The sequence below is a fragment of the Mesorhizobium sp. M0052 genome, from assembly GCF_040323255.1.
Classification (GTDB): domain Bacteria; phylum Pseudomonadota; class Alphaproteobacteria; order Rhizobiales; family Rhizobiaceae; genus Mesorhizobium.
Window position 1 is genome coordinate 271,121 of sequence record NZ_JAMYUS010000002.1, and the last position, 20,722, is coordinate 291,842.

At 61.7% G+C, this 20,722-nt stretch carries 19 protein-coding genes and 1 pseudogene; 15 read left to right on the forward strand and 5 right to left on the reverse strand.

The genetic code is table 11. From position 1 onward, the window contains the following. The first annotated feature begins 6 nt into the window (after nt 1-6). The 6 genes from NKJ77_RS03540 to NKJ77_RS03565 all read left to right on the forward strand — a co-directional run bounded on the left by NKJ77_RS03540 (nt 7) and on the right by NKJ77_RS03565 (nt 6,735). Nucleotides 7-1,569: an ABC transporter substrate-binding protein gene (locus tag NKJ77_RS03540; protein ID WP_352499148.1), complete on the forward strand. Its 1,563-nt coding sequence runs from the start codon at nt 7-9 to the stop codon at nt 1,567-1,569. Nucleotides 1,570-1,597: 28 nt separating this feature from the next. Next, a complete protein-coding gene (locus NKJ77_RS03545; protein WP_023703912.1) occupies nt 1,598-2,539 on the forward strand; it encodes an ABC transporter permease in 942 nt (313 codons plus the stop codon). Between the two features lie 4 nt (nt 2,540-2,543). Further along, complete coding sequence (locus tag NKJ77_RS03550) at nt 2,544-3,455, forward strand: ABC transporter permease (protein WP_023669882.1); 912 nt, start codon at nt 2,544-2,546, stop codon at nt 3,453-3,455. After that, the gene (locus NKJ77_RS03555; protein WP_031201713.1) at nt 3,452-4,462 is read left to right on the forward strand and encodes an ABC transporter ATP-binding protein; all 1,011 of its coding nucleotides are present in this window, start codon (nt 3,452-3,454) and stop codon (nt 4,460-4,462) included. Before NKJ77_RS03550 ends, NKJ77_RS03555 begins: the two co-directional genes overlap by 4 nt. Beyond that, a complete protein-coding gene (locus tag NKJ77_RS03560; RefSeq protein ID WP_023696818.1) occupies nt 4,455-5,438 on the forward strand; it encodes an ABC transporter ATP-binding protein in 984 nt (327 codons plus the stop codon). Before NKJ77_RS03555 ends, NKJ77_RS03560 begins: the two co-directional genes overlap by 8 nt. Before the next feature lie 259 nt (nt 5,439-5,697). Next, nucleotides 5,698-6,735 carry a Cj0069 family protein gene (locus NKJ77_RS03565; protein ID WP_352499149.1) on the forward strand — a complete coding sequence of 346 codons (1,038 nt, stop codon included), beginning with the start codon at nt 5,698-5,700 and terminating at the stop codon, nt 6,733-6,735. A gap of 229 nt (nt 6,736-6,964) precedes the next feature. Here the strand turns inward: NKJ77_RS03565 and NKJ77_RS03570 are convergent, their stop codons facing one another. Continuing rightward, a complete protein-coding gene (locus NKJ77_RS03570; RefSeq protein WP_023703909.1) occupies nt 6,965-7,558 on the reverse strand; it encodes a TetR/AcrR family transcriptional regulator in 594 nt (197 codons plus the stop codon). 204 nt (nt 7,559-7,762) lie between these two features. Between NKJ77_RS03570 and NKJ77_RS03575 the strand changes: the two genes are divergently transcribed. The 7 genes from NKJ77_RS03575 to NKJ77_RS03605 all read left to right on the forward strand — a co-directional run bounded on the left by NKJ77_RS03575 (nt 7,763) and on the right by NKJ77_RS03605 (nt 14,005). Continuing rightward, a complete protein-coding gene (locus NKJ77_RS03575; protein ID WP_352499150.1) occupies nt 7,763-8,575 on the forward strand; it encodes a class I SAM-dependent methyltransferase in 813 nt (270 codons plus the stop codon). Nucleotides 8,576-8,729: 154 nt separating this feature from the next. Further along, complete coding sequence (locus NKJ77_RS03580; RefSeq protein ID WP_023685957.1) at nt 8,730-9,257, forward strand: hypothetical protein; 528 nt, start codon at nt 8,730-8,732, stop codon at nt 9,255-9,257. 87 nt (nt 9,258-9,344) lie between these two features. After that, nucleotides 9,345-9,989: a DUF1007 family protein gene (locus NKJ77_RS03585; protein ID WP_023696813.1), complete on the forward strand. Its 645-nt coding sequence runs from the start codon at nt 9,345-9,347 to the stop codon at nt 9,987-9,989. 20 nt (nt 9,990-10,009) lie between these two features. Further along, nucleotides 10,010-10,726 carry a HoxN/HupN/NixA family nickel/cobalt transporter gene (locus NKJ77_RS03590; RefSeq protein WP_023669894.1) on the forward strand — a complete coding sequence of 239 codons (717 nt, stop codon included), beginning with the start codon at nt 10,010-10,012 and terminating at the stop codon, nt 10,724-10,726. A 483-nt stretch (nt 10,727-11,209) separates the two neighbouring features. Next, nucleotides 11,210-12,553: a hemolysin family protein gene (locus NKJ77_RS03595; protein WP_352534260.1), complete on the forward strand. Its 1,344-nt coding sequence runs from the start codon at nt 11,210-11,212 to the stop codon at nt 12,551-12,553. Nucleotides 12,554-13,501: 948 nt separating this feature from the next. Then, on the forward strand, nt 13,502-13,639 hold the full coding sequence (locus NKJ77_RS03600; RefSeq protein WP_023669898.1) for a YHYH domain-containing protein: 138 nt from the start codon (nt 13,502-13,504) through the stop codon (nt 13,637-13,639). 126 nt (nt 13,640-13,765) lie between these two features. Further along, on the forward strand, nt 13,766-14,005 hold the full coding sequence (locus NKJ77_RS03605; RefSeq protein WP_156933401.1) for a hypothetical protein: 240 nt from the start codon (nt 13,766-13,768) through the stop codon (nt 14,003-14,005). A gap of 280 nt (nt 14,006-14,285) precedes the next feature. Here NKJ77_RS03605 and NKJ77_RS03610 read toward each other — a convergent pair. Further along, nucleotides 14,286-14,515 (reverse strand): annotated as a pseudogene (locus NKJ77_RS03610) (hypothetical protein). Between the two features lie 814 nt (nt 14,516-15,329). Between NKJ77_RS03610 and NKJ77_RS03615 the strand changes: the two are divergent. Continuing rightward, on the forward strand, nt 15,330-15,641 hold the full coding sequence (locus NKJ77_RS03615) for a DUF736 domain-containing protein (protein ID WP_023669902.1): 312 nt from the start codon (nt 15,330-15,332) through the stop codon (nt 15,639-15,641). Between the two features lie 88 nt (nt 15,642-15,729). Here NKJ77_RS03615 and NKJ77_RS03620 read toward each other — a convergent pair whose 3' ends face one another. From NKJ77_RS03620 to NKJ77_RS03630, 3 genes are all read right to left on the reverse strand, one after another. Continuing rightward, the gene (locus NKJ77_RS03620) at nt 15,730-16,260 is read right to left on the reverse strand and encodes a Ros/MucR family transcriptional regulator (RefSeq protein WP_023669903.1); all 531 of its coding nucleotides are present in this window, start codon (nt 16,258-16,260) and stop codon (nt 15,730-15,732) included. A gap of 538 nt (nt 16,261-16,798) precedes the next feature. Further along, complete coding sequence (locus NKJ77_RS03625; RefSeq protein WP_023669904.1) at nt 16,799-17,047, reverse strand: conjugal transfer protein TraD; 249 nt, start codon at nt 17,045-17,047, stop codon at nt 16,799-16,801. 1 nt (nt 17,048) lies between these two features. Beyond that, nucleotides 17,049-17,375 carry a conjugal transfer protein TraD gene (locus NKJ77_RS03630; protein WP_023669905.1) on the reverse strand — a complete coding sequence of 109 codons (327 nt, stop codon included), beginning with the start codon at nt 17,373-17,375 and terminating at the stop codon, nt 17,049-17,051. Nucleotides 17,376-17,547: 172 nt separating this feature from the next. Between NKJ77_RS03630 and traA the strand changes: the two genes are divergently transcribed. Next, nucleotides 17,548-20,595: a Ti-type conjugative transfer relaxase TraA gene (traA, locus tag NKJ77_RS03635; RefSeq protein WP_352534263.1), complete on the forward strand. Its 3,048-nt coding sequence runs from the start codon at nt 17,548-17,550 to the stop codon at nt 20,593-20,595. Nucleotides 20,596-20,722: the final 127 nt, after the last annotated feature.

Genomic DNA, 20,722 nt, shown 5'->3' on the forward strand with positions numbered 1-20,722 from the left:
ACTAACATGATGACTCTCGACCGCCGCAATTTCCTGGCCTCCACAGCCGGCCTGGCCTTCATTGCCGCGTTTCCGCGCGCCGCGTACTCGGAGGGGCATGAAACGTTGAAGGTCGCCATTGCCGCCGAAACCGGCGATCTCGACCTGCTGCAAAACGTCTCCACGCTGAGTTCCTACACGGTCGTGTTCGACGCCCTCATACACTATGGCCAGGACGGCGCGCTCGAGCCCGGGCTCGCCACCAAGTGGGCTGTCGCCGACGACCAGCTTTCGATCGCCTTCGACCTGCGCGAAGGTGTTGCCTTCAGTGACGGCACGCCCTTCGATTCGACCGCCGCCGAATGGAATCTCAAACGCTGGCTGGGCGTCGCGGATTTCTCATGGATCGGTGTGTCCGACGGATTCGACAGCATCGTCACCGATGGACCCAGCAAGTTGACGATCAAGCTGAAGCGTCCGGTGCCCGCCGCCTTGCTGGAGCTCACCATCGTGCGTCCGGTGCGCTTCCTATCGCCGAAGGCTGTCGACGCCGGCGGCAAGCAGACCGCTCCGGTCGGCACCGGACCGTGGATCGTCGAAAGCTACGATTCCTCCGGCACCGTGCTGGTGCGCAACGACAAATACTGGGGCGAGAAGCCACTGTTTGCTCGCATGGAGCTGAAGGTGGTTCCCGACGAACTCGCCCGCGCCAACGCCCTGCGTTCCGGCGACCTCGACGTGATCGGCGGCGACTGGGTGGCGACGCTGTCGCCACGCCGCGCCCGCGCGCTTGAAAAGGACGGTATGAAAGTGGTGGCCGAGGCCGGCACCGCAACCATGCTGCTCGGTTATTCGCCGAAGGCCAAGATGATGGCCGACAAGGCCGTGCGCGAGGCCATCTATGTCTCGGTCGACCGCGCCGCGATCGCCAAGGTGTTGTTCGAAGGCTACGCAGATCCGGCGGCGGATCTCTTCCCGGCCAACGTGCCTTCGTCGGGCAAGCGGCATGACGTGCCGGTACGCGACGTCGCCGCGGCCAGGAAAATCCTTGCCGATGGCGGTTGGAGCGAAAGCGGAGGCGTCTGGAGCAAGGAGGGCGCGCCGCTGGCGATCGATTTCCTCGTATCGGAGGAATCGCTGCCGGGTTCGCGCCGCATCGCCGAGATGATCCAGGGTCAGCTGTCCGAGGTCGGCTTCCAGGTTCAGGTCTCGTCAGTCGACAACGCCACCATGCACGACCGTCGCCCGGCGTTCGAATATGATCTTGCCTTCTTCACCACCTATGGCGCGCCCTATGATCCGCACGGCACGCTCGGCAACGCGTTCGTATCCACCGCCGACAGCGGGCCGGACGGCAAGATCTATGTTTCCCCGGAGCTTGATGGCGTGGTCAAGGCCGCGCTCGAAGCGAGCGGCGACGAACGCGAAGCCAAGATGCAGGCGCTCTACGACTGGCTGCACGACAACCGGGCGATCTGCCCGCTCGTTGTCAGCCAGCGGCTGTGGGCGCACAATCCTCGCGTCGAGAACTTCGCGCTTCCCGCGACGGACTACGACCTGCCGTTCAAGGCGATCACGCTGAAGGCCTGAACGCCTCGAACCTCCTGGGGGAGTTCCGATGAGACGCACGATTCTGCGAAGGATGTTGCTTGCCTGTCTGCTTGTCGTGGCGGCATCGGCATTGACCTTTACCCTGGTTGCCGCGGCGCCGGGCAACGTCGCCGCGCTCATGGCCGAGCGTGCGGCAGGCCCGGGCGCGGATGCCGAAATGATCAAGAAGATCGGCGAGGACCTCGGGCTCTATGATCCGCTGCCGGTCCGCTACGGCCGATGGCTTTTCAGCGCCATCACCGGCGATCTCGGCGTCTCGCTGCGCACCGGCAAGCCGATCGCGCAGGAATTCGCCGCCAGAATCCCGATGACGGCGGCGCTGCTTGCGGGCGGCGGCATTCTCGCCTTTTTCCTGTCGCTGGCGCTCGGCGTTGCCGGTGCGGTCAGCAATGGTGGCGCGTTGGACCGGTTCCTCCACGCCTTCTCGCTGGTCGGCGCCTCGACGCCGAACTTCTTCGTGGCGGCGCTGCTGGTCATCGTCTTTTCGGTGATGCTGGGCTGGCTGCCCACCTTCGGCGTCAGCGGCTTCACCTCGTGGCTCTTGCCGTGGGTGACAATCGCCCTGTTTCCGGCATCGGTGCTGAGCCGCGTCGTCCGCGTCAACCTCCAGGAGGCCATGTCGCGACCCTTCGCCACGACGGGCTTCGCGAAGGGCTACACGAGGACACAGGTGCTGATGCGCGAGGCTCTGCCCAACATCGCCATCCCGTTCCTGACCACCTTCGGCGCCCAGTTCACGCTGATGATCATCGGTTCGATCGTGGTTGAAACGGTGTTTGCGCTGCGCGGCGTCGGCGCCTTCTTTATCGATGCAATCCGCTTCCGCGACTTCGTCGGCATGCAGTCGGTTCTGTTGCTGTTCGTGGTGTTCTTCGTTGTCGTCAACCTGATGGTTGACGTGATCTGCATGTTTGTCGACCCGCGCATGCGTAGGGCGAGAGGAGCTTGATCCGATGAACACGTCCTTGTTCAGGAGCATGAAGGACTGGCCCTGGCTGGTGCTGCTGCCAGTCGTCTTCTTTGTCGCGGTCGGTGTGCTCGGTCCCTCGATCATGCCTTACGATCCCGGCGCGCAAGACTACGACGTCACGCTTGCGGGACCGAGCTGGGCTCACTGGCTGGGCACCGACTATCTCGGCCGCGATATTCTGAGCCGCATCATCGGCGGCGCCCGCATATCGCTGGTGGCGATGGTGATCGTGCTGGTGGCCGCACTTGCCATCGGCGTCAGCATCGGTTCGTTCGCCGGTTATGTCGGCGGGCGCGTCGAGCTGGTGTTGATCAGCCTCATCGACATCGCGCTGGCGCTGCCAAGCCTGGTGATCGCGCTGGCACTGATCGGCATTCTCGGCACCGGCTACTGGTCGATGATCACGGCGCTGACGCTGGCGTGGTGGGCGAACTATGCCCGCATGAGCCGCGCCGTGGTCACCGCCGAATTGCAACAGCCCTATATCGAAGCGGCAAGGGTGATGGGCGCCAGCCATCTGTGGATCTTTGTGCGCCATATCCTGCCGCATGTCCTGGCCCTCGTCGTGGTCTATGCCAGCGCCGATGCTGGCGCCCTTGTCCTGGCCATCGCGACGCTGAGCTTCCTCGGCCTGGGCGTCGCGCCGCCGGCGCCGGAATGGGGCCAGATGCTGGTCGACGGCATGAGCTACATCGAGGAATACCCAAGGCTGGTCGTCCTTCCGGGCCTTGCGCTCACTTTGGTGGTGGTCAGCTTCAATCTGCTGGGCGAGACCTTCGCGTTGCAAAAGGTGCCGAGGCCGGTGCGCGGCGGTTTGCTGCGCAAGCGTCGCAAGGCGCGCGCCGTTGAGGAAGCGGAGCGGAACGCCGTCGAAACGGGAACAGCCGCGCCATGAGCGACGAGCCGATCTACTCCATAGAAAACATGGTCATTGATCTCTACGCCACGACCGTTTCCGTGCGCGCGGTCGATGGGGTGTCGTTCAACGTCCGTCCCGGCGAGACAGTCGCCGTCGTCGGCGAGAGCGGTTCGGGCAAGACCGTCATGACGCTTGGGCCGCTCGGCCTGCTGCCCGAGGGCGTCACCGTTGATATCAAGGGATCGGCGCGAGCCGAAGCGAGCGAACTGGTCGGAATGGAGTCCAGGCGCTTGTCTGACCTTCGCGGCCGCTATTTCGGCGTCATTTTCCAGGACCCGATGAGCGCGCTGAACCCGATGCTGAAGATCGGACCGCAACTGGCGCGCCAGGCGCGCCGCTTTGCCAATCTGTCGCATGCGGATGCCCGCAAGGAAGCAGTCTCGCTGCTCGCCCGCACCGGCATCCCTGATCCGGAAGACCGCTACGATCGCTATCCGCATGAAATGTCTGGCGGCATGCTGCAGCGCGCCATGATCGCACTGGCCCTGGCAAGCCGGCCGCGCGTGCTGATCGCCGACGAGCCGACCACTGCGCTGGACGCCACGGTGCAGGCGCAGATCCTGGAGCTCATCCGCGAGATCCAGCGCGAGGAAGGCATCGCGGTCGTGCTGATCACGCACGACATCGGCGTCGTCGCCTCGGTCGCGGACCGGGTCATGGTGCTCTATGCCGGGCAGGTGGCGGAGGAGGGGACCGCGATGGATGTGCTGACGCGGCCGACGCATCCCTATACACGCGGGCTGCTTGCCTCTGTACCGGATTTCCGCGCCGACGAACGCGCCGCGACCAAGGAAATACCAGGTTTGCCGCCGAACCAGATCAGGCTGGAGCCGGGCTGCCGTTTCGCCGCCCGCTGCGAACTGGTTGAGCCCGAATGCCACGTGCATCGGCCGCCGCTCCAGACGATCTCGACGGGCGGGACGCCGCACAAGGTGGGATGCCCGGTGGTGCTGAGGCGGGAAGGGATAGCGGTCCATGGCTGACATTGCGGCGATTGAGGTCAAGGGCCTGAAGGTCCATTTCGCCAACCGCTCCGGCACAGGCGCCGTGCGGGCGGTCGACGGCATCAACCTGACCATTCCGCGTGGTGCCTTCCATGGCATCGTTGGCGAATCCGGTTGTGGCAAGACCACGCTGGCTCGCAGCGTCGTCGGCCTGCAGAAGGAGACTGAGGGTACGGTGCTGATCTCGGGGCGGGATCGCGCCCAGTGGCTGAAGTCGGACCGCAAATCGTTCAGCCGCGAGGTCCAGTTCGTCTTCCAGGATCCGCTGGGCTCGATGAGCCGTCGCCAGACCGTCTACCAGACGCTGGAAGAGCCGCTGCAGATCCATCGTCTCGGATCTTCGGCCGAGCGCCGGCGCCGTATCGGCGAGCTGCTGGATCTGGTGGCGCTGCCAGCGACCGTGCTCGACCGCCTGCCGCGTTCGCTTTCCGGCGGCCAGCGCCAGCGCGTTTCGATCGCTCGCGCGCTTGCGCTGAAGCCATCGATCCTGGTTTGCGACGAACCGCTCAGCGCGCTTGACGTTTCGATCCGGGCGCAAATCGTCAACCTGTTCACATCATTGCAGAAACAGCTTGGCCTTACCATCGTCATCGTTGCGCATGACCTGGCGATCGTGCGCGAGGTCTGCTCAAACGTGACGGTGATGTATCTTGGCCGCATCGCGGAAGCCGGCGTGACGCGGCCGCTGTTTCGCGAGCCGGCCCATCCCTACAGCCAGGCACTGCTTTCGGCGGTTCCTTCGCCGGATCCTCGTATCGAGGCCGGCCGTCGCCGAATCATCCTCGCGGGCGATCCTCCAAGCCCCAGCGCGCCGCCACCGGGATGCCGCTTCAACACCCGCTGTCCTGTGGCGATCGATGTCTGCCGGGCCGAGGAGCCGATGTTGCGCTCGGTGCCGCATGGCGGGGTCGCGGCCTGCCACCTGGCCGACGGCGAGCGGCGGCCGGTGATTTGAGTGCCGACTTGATCTGCCCTCGTTGCCCAGGCCGCCGCCGGCTTCGGTCACTCAATTCGTTGGTTTCATGTGGTATGCTGGCGGTATTCCGCTTCAAGGTCGGCGTGATCCCGGTGCTAGCGGCATGTTCGATCCTGGGCGTGCTTTTCGGCGTCGCGGCGGGCTCGATCTAGGCCGATCTTTCTGCTCGGATGCGAGCATCGCAGTCTATTTCGTATCGGGGCTGTCTGATGGGCGAGCAAGTAGGAGGCGAGGTATAATGGGCACGAGGCGAGTGGCTGTGGTCTGGCGCGGTAACCGGGAGGCGCGTCGCACGGCGACACCGCAGAACAACCGGTTTCATCGCGTGTTCGAGGAACTCGCTGCGATCGGTGTTCACGCCGAACCGGCCGTTTATGACGAAGAGTTTGCCGAGGAGGTTCGGACCCAGCTCCTGGCGACGGACGGCGTGCTGGTCTGGGTCGATCCCTTGCACGAGGGAAAAACCCGTGCGGTGCTTGACCCGCTGCTGCGCGACGTGGCGGCACGCGGCCCCTGGGTGAGTGCACATCCAGACGTGATCCTGAAAATGGGCGTGAAGGAAGTTCTGCACCGTACGAAGCATCTCGGATGGGGAACCGATACTTACCTCTACGGCTCCGCCGAGGCTTTTCGCGAGGCGTTTCCGGAGCGGCTTCGAACGGCCGGTCCACGGGTGCTGAAGCAGAACCGCGGCAATGGCGGCCAGGGAGTATGGAAGGTCGAGCTGATCGGTTCGTTTCCTGGCGGAGAGCCGGCGGTTCGGGTGCTGCACGCGCGACGCGGCAGTACGCCGGAAGAACTCGCACTGCCGGATTTCATGGCGCGCTGCGAGGTGTATTTGACACCCGATGGCTGCATCGTGGATCAGCCATTCCAACCGCGTTTACCCGACGGGATGATCCGCTGTTACATGGGCGCCGACAAGGTGGTCGGCTTTGGCCACCAGTTCATCAAGGCCCTAATCCCACCACCTCCTGAAGGGCCAGATTCCGAGGCTGCGCAACCAGGGCCGCGGATAATGCATCCCGCTACGGCCGAACCGTTTCAGGCGCTGCGGACCAATATGGAAACCGGGTGGACGCCGCAAATGATGGCTGTGCTAGGCATCGATGCCAGGTCGCTGCCGATCATTTGGGATGCCGATTTTCTCTACGGACCACGGACTGTGTCAGGTGAAGACACGTATGTGCTTTGTGAGATCAACGTCAGCTCGGTCTTTGCCATCCCCGATCAAGCGCCGGCCGAAATAGCTCGACTCGTTGCCATGCGATTTTGAATCGACGAAGATTGGCGGTCCGAGTGGGGCTCTGGCCGAACGCGGTTCGGCGGTCAGTCCGATGGTCGCCGGACCCCTGCTTGCCGTTTCCGGTTTCGGCTGACCAATTCTCATCGCGGTGGCTTGAACACCATCTACGAAATCCTTTTGCTCACGACGTTTCGCAAGATTCGGCCGCCCGAGGAACGTTAGCCTCAACCGGCGCGAGATCTGGATTTGGAAGCTCTTGCTAGGGTGACCGACCCGGAAGAGCTGAACCCGCCATCCGCTGGAACAGGTCGTCGACCTGGGCCGGCGAGAGGCTGGCGTCCTCGGCGATCCACCAGGCAAGCACCGAGAGAAAGGCTCCCGATATGAACTGGACGACGAATTCCAGCGGCACGCCCGCGTCGCCGATCCGCTTGCCAGACAGTTCGGTTCGCACTGCGCGCCGTATGCGTTCACGCAATTGATCGTGGATCGTGTCGCCGCTGCTCGCAAGTAGCGCCTTGTGAAGCGACCGGAACGCCCGCGCGTGCTCGAACATCGGCAGGCTGAATTCGAACGGGCGGTTGCCTGTCTTTTCGTCTGCCGACACGCGCCTGCTCAGCGACAGCAGATGCGCCTCAAGGGCCGCGCTGCGCAATTCGTCCTTGCCGGCATAGTGCGTATAGAAGGTCGACCTGCCGACATCAGCTTTCTGGCAGATGTCTTCCACGGTGAGAGCCGCATAGCCGCACTCTGGGATCAGGGCAATCAGCGCGTCCTGCAGCATGGCGCGCGTGCGCGCGACACGACGGTCGATCGTACCCCTGTGGTCGGGCCGCTCGATTTTAATGGTCATTGCTCTTTCCACCGTGCGGTTTCGGACGTTCAGCGGTCCGTTGTCCAGCAACAGCGCTACTGGACAATCTGTCCAGTATGATACGCCGAGTCCAGAAGCTCAAGAATGCCTTGAGCACTCCGGAAACGGACGAGGAGGCAAAAGGAAATGCACCAATTTGGTCATCGGGCTGGAAACGGACAGCATTCGCGAAAGGGCGTTATTATGCTTGCCGTGCTCGTCAAACTGTCGCTGGTCGCCGGTTTTCTGCTAATGCTTCATTTCGGGGACGGCTATCTCAATGCCGGTGCTTGGACGGCTGCAGTCCACGGCCTCATCCTCGCCGCGGTCGCGGCATTCGCACTCTGGGGCGGCTTTCGTCACATGCGGACTGCCGGCGCGCATGGCGCCGGCGAAAGGGGCATCGGCATCGTCCTGCATAGGGCGGTCGGCTATGACCTGCTTGCGCGCGTCCTGACTTGGGGCCGCGAGGACCGGTTCCGTGAATTCATGCTGCGTCTGGCAAGGCTCCAGCCCGGCGAGGCGATGCTCGATGTCGCCTGCGGTACGGGCACGCTTGCCATAGCCGCGAGACAGTTGGTCGGAGCGGTCGGACGCGTCACGGGCGTCGACGCATCGGTCGAAATGGTCGAGAGGGCGCGCGTCAAGGCTACGCGAGCCGGCGTTGATCTGACCTTCCTCCAGGCGACGGCCCAGGAACTTCCCTTCGAAGATGGCCAATTCGACATCGTGATCGGTACGCTCATGCTGCATCACCTGCCGAAACCCGACCGATCGACCTTCTTTCGTGAAGCGGAGCGGGTTCTGAAGCCGGGAGGCCGACTGCTGCTTATCGACTTCGGAAGGCCGCTGCACGAATCCACATTGCCGAGGCTCCATCGGCACGGGCATATCGACATGAATGCGGTCGGAACTCTACTGGTCGAGACAGGCTTCAGGGTCGACGATACCGGCGCCGTCGGGACCATGAACCTCGATTATGTGCGCGCGACCACGGACAAGATCCTGCCTGCCTGAGCGCGGCATGCTGCGGCGACCGGACCGGGCGCGCCGCCGCCAGGAAGACGCGCGGGCCGGTAGTCGCGGGCCGCGCTGCATTGTGTGCGCAGCCGCCGCGGCGCTATCTTGCCGATTGGCTATCCCGGCCTGCTTCGATACGCGAGTCTACCGAATGCCCAAGACCTACTTGTCCTTGACGCTTGCGGCCGCATGGTTGGCATCACCGCTTGCGCATGCCGATGGCGTCGACCGGGCGCTGGATGCCTTCCACGCGACATGCCTGGCGCACGGCCCCGACTTCGAGCGAACCGCGACATTGGCAAAGACGCGCGGATGGACGCCGCTCGTCGACGGCGCGGCACTTGCTCCTGTGGATGCCATGAAGGCCTTCCGCGGATGGCAGGTCACCGGCGACGACCTTCCGGCCGGAACGATGGTCGCGGTGACCAGGGCGACCATGGACGGCAGGTCCGTCCAGACCTGCTCGCTCAAGCTTTTCGATGTCGACCGCGCCGAGTTTGAAAAACGGTTCTTCCACCGCACCGACGCCGAAAAAATCGGCGAGGAGAGGAAGGGCAGGCAGGTTTCCCGGCTGTTCATACTGATCGCGGGCAATCGCAAGCAGCTCGTGCATTTGACGTCGCCAGCCGTTCGGGGCACAGCGAACGCCATCATAGCAAGTTCGATCGTCGATGATTGAAAAGGCTTCGCGGGCCGCGTCCCAATTTAGCCTGCTTGCGCTGCCAGATCACTCGGTTGGCGCGCAATGACGAGAAAGCGAGCGCAAATGCGACTGACCAGCACGATTTTTGGCGTGGCGCTCCTGCTCGCCTCCACCGTCGCGGCCGGCGCTCATCCTCATGTCTTCGCGGAAGCCCGTTTGGACCTAACGGTTGGCGCTGACAAGTCGGTCAAGTCGCTCAAGCATCTCTGGCGGTTCGACGAGCTCTTCTCCTCGACGGTGCTGATGGAGTTCGACAAGAATTCCGACCTTACTCTCGACGCCGAAGAACTCGACGCCGCCGCCCTCACCATCCATGCCTCACTGGAAGAATACAATTATTTCCAAATGGTCACTGTGGAAGGCAAGGACGTGGCGATGACGCCGCCGGCGAGGCTGGTCACTAGCTACGAGAACAATCAACTCGTCATCCAATTCGAGACGCAGCCGAAAGACACGCTGGCGCTCGCCGGCAAGGTGAGCATCGGCGTCTACGATCCGACCTTCTACACCGCGATCGATTTCACCGATGACGATAAGATCGCCGTGGCTGGCCTACCGAAAGATTGCACGAGGGCCGTCGTCCGCCCCGATCCGAATACCGCAATCGCACAGAATCAGACGAAATTGACGGATGCCTTCTTCAGCGATCCGACCGGAACCGATCTCGGCAAGATATTCGCGACACGCCTTGAATTGACGTGCGGTTGAAGCGGCGGAACGGATAGAACGTGTTTTTCCAAACCCTGGTCGAGTTTCAACGCACGATATACTTGGCGCTCGCCGAACAGATCAAATTGCTGTCAGCCGGGGGCGACTGGCTGGCGTTCACTGCCTTCCTGCCGATGGGTGTCCTGTTCGGAGCTGCGCATGCTTTGACACCCGGACACAGCAAAGCCGTGCTGGCTACCTATTTGGCCGGATCGGATGCCAGCATCCGTCGCGGCCTACTGGTGTCGCTGACACTCTCCTTCACCCATGTCACGATTGCCGTTGTGATTGCAGCCCTCTCGTTGCCATTAGTCTCGATTGCGCTGGGCAGCGTCGGCCGGGCGCCGCTTTTGGAGGATGTCAGTCGTGGCCTGCTCGGGTTAATTGGTCTGTGGATGCTTTGGCGGGCGCTCAGCCACGGTCATCACCATCAGCATGAAGGCGAGGTTGTGGGCGTCATGGCCGGCCTGATCCCATGTCCATTGACGCTCTTCGCGATGACCTTCGCGATCTCAAGAGGTGTTCCGGTCGCGGGCATACTCTTTGCAATCACCATGATGGCCGGCGTGGCACTGACGTTGTCTTGCGTGGCAGTTCTGTCGATCCTGTTTCGGGAACGGCTGGTGCATTTCTTCGACCGTCGGCCGCGCCTGTTCGATGTGATATCGCGAACTATCGAAGGTACCGCCGGCCTTATTCTTACTGGCGTGGCTGTCTGGCAAATCTCGTCGAAATGAGAAAGTTTGACCGACCGCCAAGGCCACAGCGATTCTCATAGGGATCACATTGCAATTAACGACGTCGTGCCATTAAGTGCCGGCACGCGTGGTTCGGGTTTGGGTTTAGAACATTGAGTGACCGTCAGAAGATCATTTGGATGATAGCGCTGGCGATCCTCGCCGGCATCGGGGTGATATTGCTAAATCACTGGATCAAAGGCGATCTCTACGCGGCGGATCCATTGACTTCGACTACCCAGATACGCCACATTTAGTTCGGCCGGCATGACCGGTTCTTTTTCTATCCGATTTCTGGCCCGCCGGTTCGCGCCGGCGGATTTTTTGCGGGGGTAGGATACTCAGCGCGGATTTGGCTATCTTGCCCCTGATTGTCAGAGGCGGAGCTGCGGTGATCGCTCCGCAATGATGGCCAACGGCGGTTCCACGACGGCGGCATACGCGCTTGAGAGATGAGAGTGGCTGTTTCATAAAGAGGATATCATGCCTGCGGACGATGGTAGTCTACGCGACATTCTTGGAATTCTGTTGGTTCTCCTACTCGTAGGCGCCAACGGTTTCTTTGTCGCCGCCGAATTTGCGCTGGTCGCGGTTAGACGAAGCCGCGTCGACGAATTGGCTACAGCTGGACGCTCGAACGCCAGCCTCCTTCAACGGGCTTTGGTGAATCTCGATGCGAACCTTGCAGCAACTCAGCTCGGCATCACCATCTCATCGCTGGCGCTCGGTTGGGTCGGCGAGCCTGCACTCGCTCATCTGATCGAGCCACTCCTCTTGGGAGTGATGGGGTCGCTGGCCACGGCAGCTTCGCACACCATTGCCGTCGCAATCGCCTTCATCATCATAACCGCGCTACACATTGTCTTGGGTGAACTAGCGCCGAAAAGTCTGGCGCTCCAGCGCAGCGAGAGCACGGCACTTCGGGTCGTCCGCCCTCTCGGTCTGTTCCTGTTCCTGCTCAGGCCGGCGATCCTTGTTCTCAACGGTCTCGGCAATCTGGTGCTGCGTCTGTGCGGTCTGCGTCCGGGCACAGGCGAGGAGTCCTTGCATTCGCCCGAAGAGCTGAAGCTGCTCGTGGCGGCAAGCCAGGAGGCAGGGCTCCTTCATCAGACGCAACAGGAACTGGTCGAGCGTGTCTTCAACATCGGCGATCGGCGCATTGCCGACATCATGACACCGCGACGCGATATCGACTGGATCGATACCGACGACATCCCTGACGAGATTCTGCGCACCATCCGGCAATGTCGCCATGAGCAGCTTCTGGTCGGCCGTGGGGGGATAGACGAACCGCTTGGCATGATTCTGAAGAAGGACCTTCTCCACCAGGTGCTCGACGGCAAAATGCTTGACCCGGTGGCGGTCATCCGAGAACCTTTGATCGTTCACGAGGCAACGCCGATTTTCCGTGTACTCGATCAGTTCAAGCGGACGCCGGTGCGCCTGGCGATCGTCATCGACGAATATGGCGCTCTGGAGGGGATCGTCACCCAGACCGATCTGCTCGAAGCCATCGCAGGCGACCTTCCTGACCTGGACAATGAGGACCCTGATGTCATAGAGCGCGATGACGGGTCCTTGCTCATCGACGGAATGATGCTGGCGCACGATGCGTTCGCTCGCCTAGGATTCCGATCGGGGTCTGCCGAAGGGGATTTTCACACGATCGCTGGGTTCGCCTTGTCCCGCCTTGGGCACTTGCCGGAAGCCGGTGAGCACTTTGACTACGAGGGCTGGCGCTTCGAGATCCTCGATATGGATGGAAGGCGGATCGACAAGGTGCTCGCTCGCCGTGAGCCGCCTACATCCAAGCCGGCAACCAGTTGAGACTGACCGCGCGACAGGCCGGTAAGCCGGCCGGCCTTTTGCGCGCGAATATTCCCACTTTTCGAACCCATGCTCCCACAGTAGTCCCTATCCACAAACGCCCGTCAGTTCGCCCAGGACGCGTATGCGCTGGAGTCACAGTGACTGGTGAGCGTCTTCGCGTCGCGCTATGTGATCAATGGAACCGACAGTTGAGGGTCTAAATGGACGCCAAGAGCGCCGTCTGGCTGATTATTGGGGTCCTGGTGGTGCTAGTGGTGGCCTTTCTCACCGCAATGGCATTCGGGCTGCTATGAGTCAGCCAGGCTGATCGACACTCGCCACAGGCCGTTGTGGCGCCGGGGCGGTGGCACCCCCATTACCACAGCGACTGCGCGACGGAGGGACATGTCGGTTGCGTGTCGACGAACGACCACAGATGCGGCATGCGGCAATTTTTTGCGGCGAAGAATGATTTTTGAATCGTGTACAGAAGTCATGGCCAAGACCAATCCCAAATCCCCTGATTTTCCGCCGCCGCGCCGTTGACCCGCTTTGAGAAAGCCGAGTTCGCGAAGCTTTGCGATCCGAAAGGCCGTCGCAAATCAACTTGCACCGACAGATGCCTCGCTGGTCTGTGATCTGGTAACGGCGAGGTCGCGCTCATTGCCATGCGAGCCCTGTTCAAGCGCGCTGTGGCCGATTGCAGCGACTCGGAATTTCTTTCGACGAAACGACATCTGCTGTCGATCACCAGCGGCATTGACCGGACAACGGCGGCCACGCAAAAGATGGCCGCGCAATTGGGCGTCTAAGCCCGTCGCTCGCCATTTCATCGGCCGATCTTGATGCGCGGGAGCAATATTGGATATTGAACATCGGCACTTAACCAGTAGGTAATTTGCAATCAGCCAGTTGTGCTAACTCCCCGATAGTGCTCTTCTGTCCGAATTATCTTGGGAGGGCGATATGAAATCTACAATTCTTGCCGCCATGGCGGCTTTGACCATGTTGGCATTTTCGGTGGATACCTTCGCACACGGCGGCGGCACCGATGCCAATGGGTGCCATACCAACCACAAGACTGGCGAGTATCACTGCCACTGATATCAGGACCAAATTGCGTGATTTGGGTTCGTGCGAGTAGGCATATTCGCGGCGCCTAGATAGCAGCGTTGCTCACCGTGGGGGGCGCAGATGAGAATTCGAAGGCTGTTCCACTTGGGCACATTGATGCTTGCGGCGGCATCAGCTACGCCATGTCATGCGCAGGGGACTTTCGGAGGAAATGACTGCACCGAAGATTGTTCCGGGCATAAAGCTGGCTACGACTGGGCTGAGCAAAATCAGATTTCCAACGACAGCGACTGCAGCTCAAACAGCCAATCATTTAATGAGGGCTGCCAAACATTCGTTGAAGACCCGTCTCGCGGTTCGGACGAAGACGATGAAGGCGAAGAGATAGACGACTGAGATACAGCGCTGATTCGGATAAGGATCCAGCCGGCGGCTCCGTCGTGTAGGCGCGGTCGCTTTTGGTGTGGCATCTTTCATCGGCTGCGCTCATGCCGAAGACGCGTGCGACCCAAACTACGCGGGAGCCTGCGTTCCAATCGCCAGCGACGTCGATTGCTCCTCCGGAAAGGGCAATGGTCCGCCTAGGTACGCGGCCCGGTCACTGTTGTCGGCACGGATATCTATGATCTGGACCGCGACGGCGATGGGATCGGCTGCGAAAACGGCTAGAGCCACGCTACGGCTTGGACGGCCCTGTCCCGTTCCACTGGATGAACGCCACTTCCTTCCCGGTGACTTCCCGCACGGCTTTCAACAGCACCTCATGCAGGACGCGCGTCTGCCGGTAGTCGTCGCTATGGGGCGATATAAACGGCTGATGATACTTAAGTGCAGTGCCTCCGCTGCCGTCGCAAAGCGCTCAATTTCAGCCTGTGATAATTGCTGCGAACCTTTCGACCTGGCCATGTCCTATCCTCGAAATCTCTCTGTGTGCCAGACGACCTTGCCGTCGATCTTCATCGGCTTGTGGATCATCAAGCGCTTCGGCAGATGCTCGGGATGCACCTCCAAACCAATGGTCGAACCGGGAATTTCCACCACTCTTATCGGGAAAGTCACGCAGCGCATCACCTCGGCGTCAGACGCCCGGCGTGAATCCGACCTTCCAGCAATGCCTCACCGCGCGTCGGCGTGACCGCAGCGGGAACATTCGGCCATGCGGTGGAGGATCAGGTGTGGCGCATCTATAGGAAATCGTCGGCATCTGTCGGCTTAGAAGTGCTGCCCTCAGCAATCAATTGGTCGCCTTCGGAGCCGCCCCGAACGCGATGACGATTCAGCCCAAAGATTAGGGAAATCGGACGTCCCTTCTTCACCGGTTAGGAGTAGGACCAACACCGCCCTGGCGCGTGAGGAAGGTCTGTGACCGAAATTCAGAAGCGCAGGGCGCAAGCTACAATGGCCCTGACTGATCTTAGCCAATGTGGCGTTCCTTCCGGGTATTCTTTCCAGGCCACGCCCAAGGCGTCCTCGAATGGATTGGGTCTGACCGAAGACCGTCTTCGTTTCACTCCGTCTCGATCGTCTTCTCGCAACGTCGGCGCTGCGTTTTCTTCCCCTGTCCGCTGCGCGTCCATTCCTCACGGTCCAAGAAAGCCTCGCGTCGCCGTCTTCCACTTCGTTTCAGCCCCTTCGGGATGCAGACCGATCGTTTCCGGTCTCACGTCCACCATCGAGGCCGCGATGGGCGCGGCCCGAGAAAACACAAAGGAACATCACCATGGCTACGATCGGCACTTTCTCCCGCACCGCGAACGGCTTCTCCGGCTCGGTCAAGACCCTCAATCTCAACGTCAAGACGGTAACGTTCGCTCCGACGGATGGCGAAAATGAAAAGGGTCCCGACTTCCGCATCTTCGCTGGCGCCACCGAGTTCGGGGCGGCATGGAAGAAGACCTCGCGCGAGGGACGCGACTACCACTCGGTCAAGCTCGACGATCCCAGCTTCCCCGCTCCGATCTATGCGAGCCTGGTCGAGACCGACACCGAGGGTGAGTTCTCGCTCATCTGGTCACGCCGCGCCGCAGAGTGACCCGACAAAACACGAAGCCCCGCCGCAAGGCGGGGCTTTGCCATGTTCAGGTCCTATACAACTTGGCACGTCCGCTAGGTGCAGCGCGTTACGCTTTGGCCGGCGCCTTGCGGACCTTCTTCAGCGGCGACTTCATGGCCGCCGCAGTCGTCGCCGCTGCCGCCGCACGAGTAGCCCGTTTTGGTTTTTCCGCCGCGGCAGACGTGGGCGTCGCCGCCTTGCGCCCGAGCCCTATTGATTTCGCCAGAGCCGACCGGGTAGCCGCGTAGTTCGGCGCCACCATCGGATAGTCGGACGGCAGGTTCCATTTCTGCCGGTATTCGTCGGGGGTCAGGTTGAAGTGCTGAAGGTGCCGCTTGAGCGATTTGAATTTCCTTCCGTCTTCCAGACAGATGATGAAGTCAGGTGTCACCGATTTCTTGATCGAAACTGCCGGGTCCTGTTTTACCACAGGTTCTACCGCCGGCGTGCCGATGCCATTCAGGGCGGCATGGATGTCGCCGATGAGTTTCGGCAACTCGCCAACCGGTACTGGATTGTTCGATACATAGGCGGCGACAATGTCAGCCGTTATCGACACGGTATCCAGTTTGTTGCCTTGCTCGAGAGCAGTGGTCATATGATTTCCCTTTTTTGTATCGGATGAATTGAGCGACGTTTGATTTTTCTAGCCTGCCCACGGCGCAAATAGTACGTTTCTTCGTAAAATCCACCTCTTTTGCGCAACATGACAAGAGTAAGTTTCGCTTCTGTTGTCCCATCGGCTGGGATGCTTTTGCCTATCTCATCTAAAGCGAGGAGCTTCCTTCACTTTTCCGCCCGTTCCAGCTGTGCAGAGCAATGCCGCTGGCTCTCACCCTGGCTATAGAGTTTGTATCAATGCGCAGTGTGCATGATCGAATCTGGAGGGCGTGGGAGGTTTCGAGGGCACGATCTGGATTTTGAAGTTCGCTCATAGGGCAGCGCCCGCTTTGACGAGCGTCGCCAACGCGAGCCTTGCGCTCTATATGATCAGGATCAAGGCTCGCGAGAGAAGATTGTCGGCGGTCGCGAGGAGATCGCGAAAGCTTCCTGCGCAAGCGCTTGACTGCGGCGCTGGCACACCGGCGGAAGTTTGCTGTTCCGACTTCGGACTGGCCGCTGCTCGCCAACTGTGGCTATGTTCGCCAGTCCATCTGCTCTTCACGCCGTTCACCATCGAATGCCTGCTTTCCCTTCGCGGCCAAAAGCTCCCGGGCATGCTTACCGTCATGGCCCTGCAGCTTCGCGGCGATCCAGAGCATCGCGCCGTAGATGATTGCGCGATCGTCATTGGTGAGCTCGACAATGCCTGCCTTGAGGACGAGACCGCCAAGCTCGATCAGCTGTCGGGTGCGTTTGCGACGCTCCACCTGCCATGTTCTCATGTCATTGCGAGCCTGTGCCGCCTGCCGGCGATTGCGCGCTGCCCGATTGCGCTGGAGCGCCGCGAGGGTTGCGCTGAGATGCCGAAGCAGTTCGCCGGGACCTGCTCTCGAAAAACATCACCCCACGCTTAGCCCATGCCTCACGCTTTGCCGTGTCTTTCGTCTCAGTGATTGCGACCAGTGCGCCCGCCAGTTCGTCCGCGCTGAGCTGATCGGCGCCGGTGGCGATCACCAGCTCGCCAAGCTGCTGCACCTTTCTGGTTTTGAGCTCTCGCGCTTTTTCTTCCAGGGCTTGAAGTTCTGCGTCGAAGTCCCGCGGTTTGCGCATGGCTGTCTCCATCGGTTGTCGGTCGGAGGATGATAGGGGAGCGGCTGCCGGAAGGCTTCAGGGTCGCCGAGACAGCCCGGGACGGGCTGGTCCATCCCGAGATTTTTTCGAGGGAGGGCGCGCTTATACGTCGTGCCGACGTGGGCTTTGACGTGCAAATGATCTGGTCGCGATGGCGATCTATCATCTTCACGTCAAGGTCATTGGCCGCAAGGCAGGCTCAAGCGCTGTGGCGTCCGCCGCCTACCGCTCGGCCTCGCGGCTGCGTGACGAGCGGATAGAACGCAGCCACGACTTCTCCGCCAAGCGCGGTGTCGTTCATTCCGAGGTGATGCTGCCGGAGGATGCACCGGAGGCCTGGCGCGACCGCGAACGGCTTTGGAACGATGTCGAGGCGTTCGAGGTGAGGAAGGATGCGCAACTTGCCCGCGAGGTCGAGTTTGCGCTCCCGCGTGAACTCAGCCAGGCGCAAGGCATCGAGTTGGCGCGCGACTTCGTTCAGGCTGAGTTCGTAAGCCGGGGCATGGTCGCCGATCTCAATGTGCACTGGGACCGCGCAGAGGATGGAAGCCCCAAGCCGCATGCTCATGTCATGCTGACCATGCGGGCCGTGGACGAGAATGGTTTTGGCGCCAAGGTTCGAGACTGGAATGCTACCCAGCTGGTTGAGCGCTGGCGCGAGCGATGGGCGGAGCTGGCCAATGAACGCCTGGCCGAACTCGACATCGACGCGCACATCGATCATCGCAGTCTGGAAGCGCAGGGCATTTCACTGGAGCCGCAAACCCAGATTGGTGCGCCAGCACAGCGCATTGAGGGCAGTGGCCTTGCTGCTAGCGACATTGAAGCAGATCGCGCCGAACTGCATCGCGACATCGCGCGCAACAATGGTGCGCGCATCATTGCCGATCCATCCGTGGCGCTCGATGCCATCACGCATCAGCAATCGACTTTCACCCGAAAGGACATTGCGAAGTTCTCGCATCGGCACAGCGACGGAGTGGAGCAGTTCAACGCGGTCGTGGCAGCCATCAGCAACGCACCCGATCTGATTGAACTCGGCAAGGACGGACGTGGCGAAGATCGCTTCACCACTCGGCAGATGATCGACACCGAACAGCGCCTTCACCGCGCTGCGGAGCGTATCGATTTGGACGAGAGACACGCGGTGAGTAACGCACATCGCGAGGCGGCACTGGCGCGCGCAGCGCAACGCGGGCTTGTCCTTTCGAGCGAGCAGACCGATGCGCTGGCGCATATCACCGATAGAAACGGTCTTGGTGTCGTCGTCGGCTTTGCCGGAACGGGCAAGAGCGCCATGCTGGGCGTTGCGCGCCAGGCATGGGCAGCGGCGGGCTACGAGGTTCGAGGCGCCGCACTCTCCGGCATTGCCGCCGAGAATCTGGAAGGCGGATCAGGCATCTCATCACGCACCATCGCCAGTATGGAGCATAGCTGGGGACAGGGCCGCGATCTGCTCACAGCTCGCGATGTCCTGGTGATTGATGAGGCCGGCATGGTCGGCACGCGCCAGTTGGAGCGCGTGCTTTCCCATGCCGCCGACGTTGGCGCAAAAGTCGTACTCGTCGGCGATCCGCAGCAGTTGCAGGCGATCGAGGCCGGCGCCGCATTCCGTTCCATCCACGAGCGTCATGGCGGCGTCGAAATCGGTCAGGTTCGCCGGCAGCGTGAGGACTGGCAGCGCGATGCCACGCGCGATCTGGCAACCGGCAGGATCGGCGCCGCGATCGGCGCCTACGATGCGCAAGGCATGGTGCATCAGGCTGCAACGCGCGACGAGGCGCGAGCTGAACTCGTCGAGCGCTGGGATCGCGACAGGCAGGCGCATCCAGAGGCAAGCCGGATCATTCTCACCCACACAAACAACGAGGTGAGCGCGCTCAACCAGGCAGCGCGCGAGCGCATGCGCGCTGCCGGCGATCTCGGCGACGAGGTTCAGGTGGATGTGGAACGCGGTGCAAGGGCCTTCGCCAGCGGCGACCGTGTCATGTTCCTGCGCAACGAGCGCGCGCTTGGCGTCAAGAACGGCACGCTCGGCGTGATCGAAGAGGTCAGCATACAGAGGATGACGGTTCAAATCGACGACGGCCGATCCGTGCGCTTCGATCTGAAAGACTATGCCCACATCGACCACGGCTATGCCGCGACCATTCACAAGGCCCAGGGCATGACCGTCGACCGGACGCATGTGCTCGCCACACCGGGCATGGATGCGCATGGCAGCTACGTCGCACTGTCGCGGCATCGAGACGGAATGGACCTGCACTACGGCAGCGATGACTTCACGACCCGCGAACGCCTCGTCCGGACGCTGTCACGGGACCGCGCCAAAGATATGGCGTCGGATTACGAGCAGGTCGACTCGGCGCAACACTATGCCGAACGGCGCGGCATCACGTTCCGCGAGCGCGTGGTCGAGATCGTGCGCCGGATCGTTCCGGAGAAGCTGCGCGACAGGATAGGCGGACTGCTCGACGGGTTGCGCTCGCCCGCAGACGCCGTGCCCATGCAGGAACGTGGACCTGGGCCGGGAAGGGAGAGTGTAGAGGTACGGATCGGAGATGCGGACCCGACGCCCGGCAGAGAAAATCTCGCCACCGGAGTGCCACGCGGCGCGAATGTGCCGGTGGACGCGGAAGCGGCGTTGCGCAGCGCTCGTACGAAGGCGCTTATTCGTCACGCGCGCGCTATCGACGCGATATCGCACAACGGAGATGCGGATGGGCTGGGCAGTCCCGAGCAGATGCGCGAGTTGAGGGATGCCCGTAGGGCCTTCGAGAAGGTGCGGCCCTTTGGCTGGCGCGATGCCGAAGCGGCTTATGTGAAAAATCCCGAACTTGTCCACGAGGCGGGGGCTGGCCGCGTCCGCCGCATCGTGCTTGCTCTCCAGCTTGAGACGGAAATCCGCACCGGGATGGACATCGATCCAGGCCGCCGCGCCGACCGTTTCGTCGAACGCTGGCAAAAGCTCGATCGGACGGGACGGGAGCAATATCAGGCCGGCGACACGTCCGGCTACAAGTCAACGCGCTCGGCCATGTCCGATATGGCCAAGAGCCTTGAACGCGATCCGCAGCTTGAATCCATGCTCGCCAATCATAAGAAGGCGCTTGGCATCGAGGTCGAATCCGGCCGGCGTCTGGGTGTGGAACTGGCATTCAGCCATGGCATCGGAAAGGGGCGGGGCCTTGGGCTCTGACACCCCTCCGATTTGCCACCGTTTTCACGCTACAGGCGGATGAAGCGAAAAATCGGATTGCCTCCGGCATGGGTTCGTCCTGTCTGTCCCAACAGAAATCAGCAACAACCATTCAGGTGGACGCAAG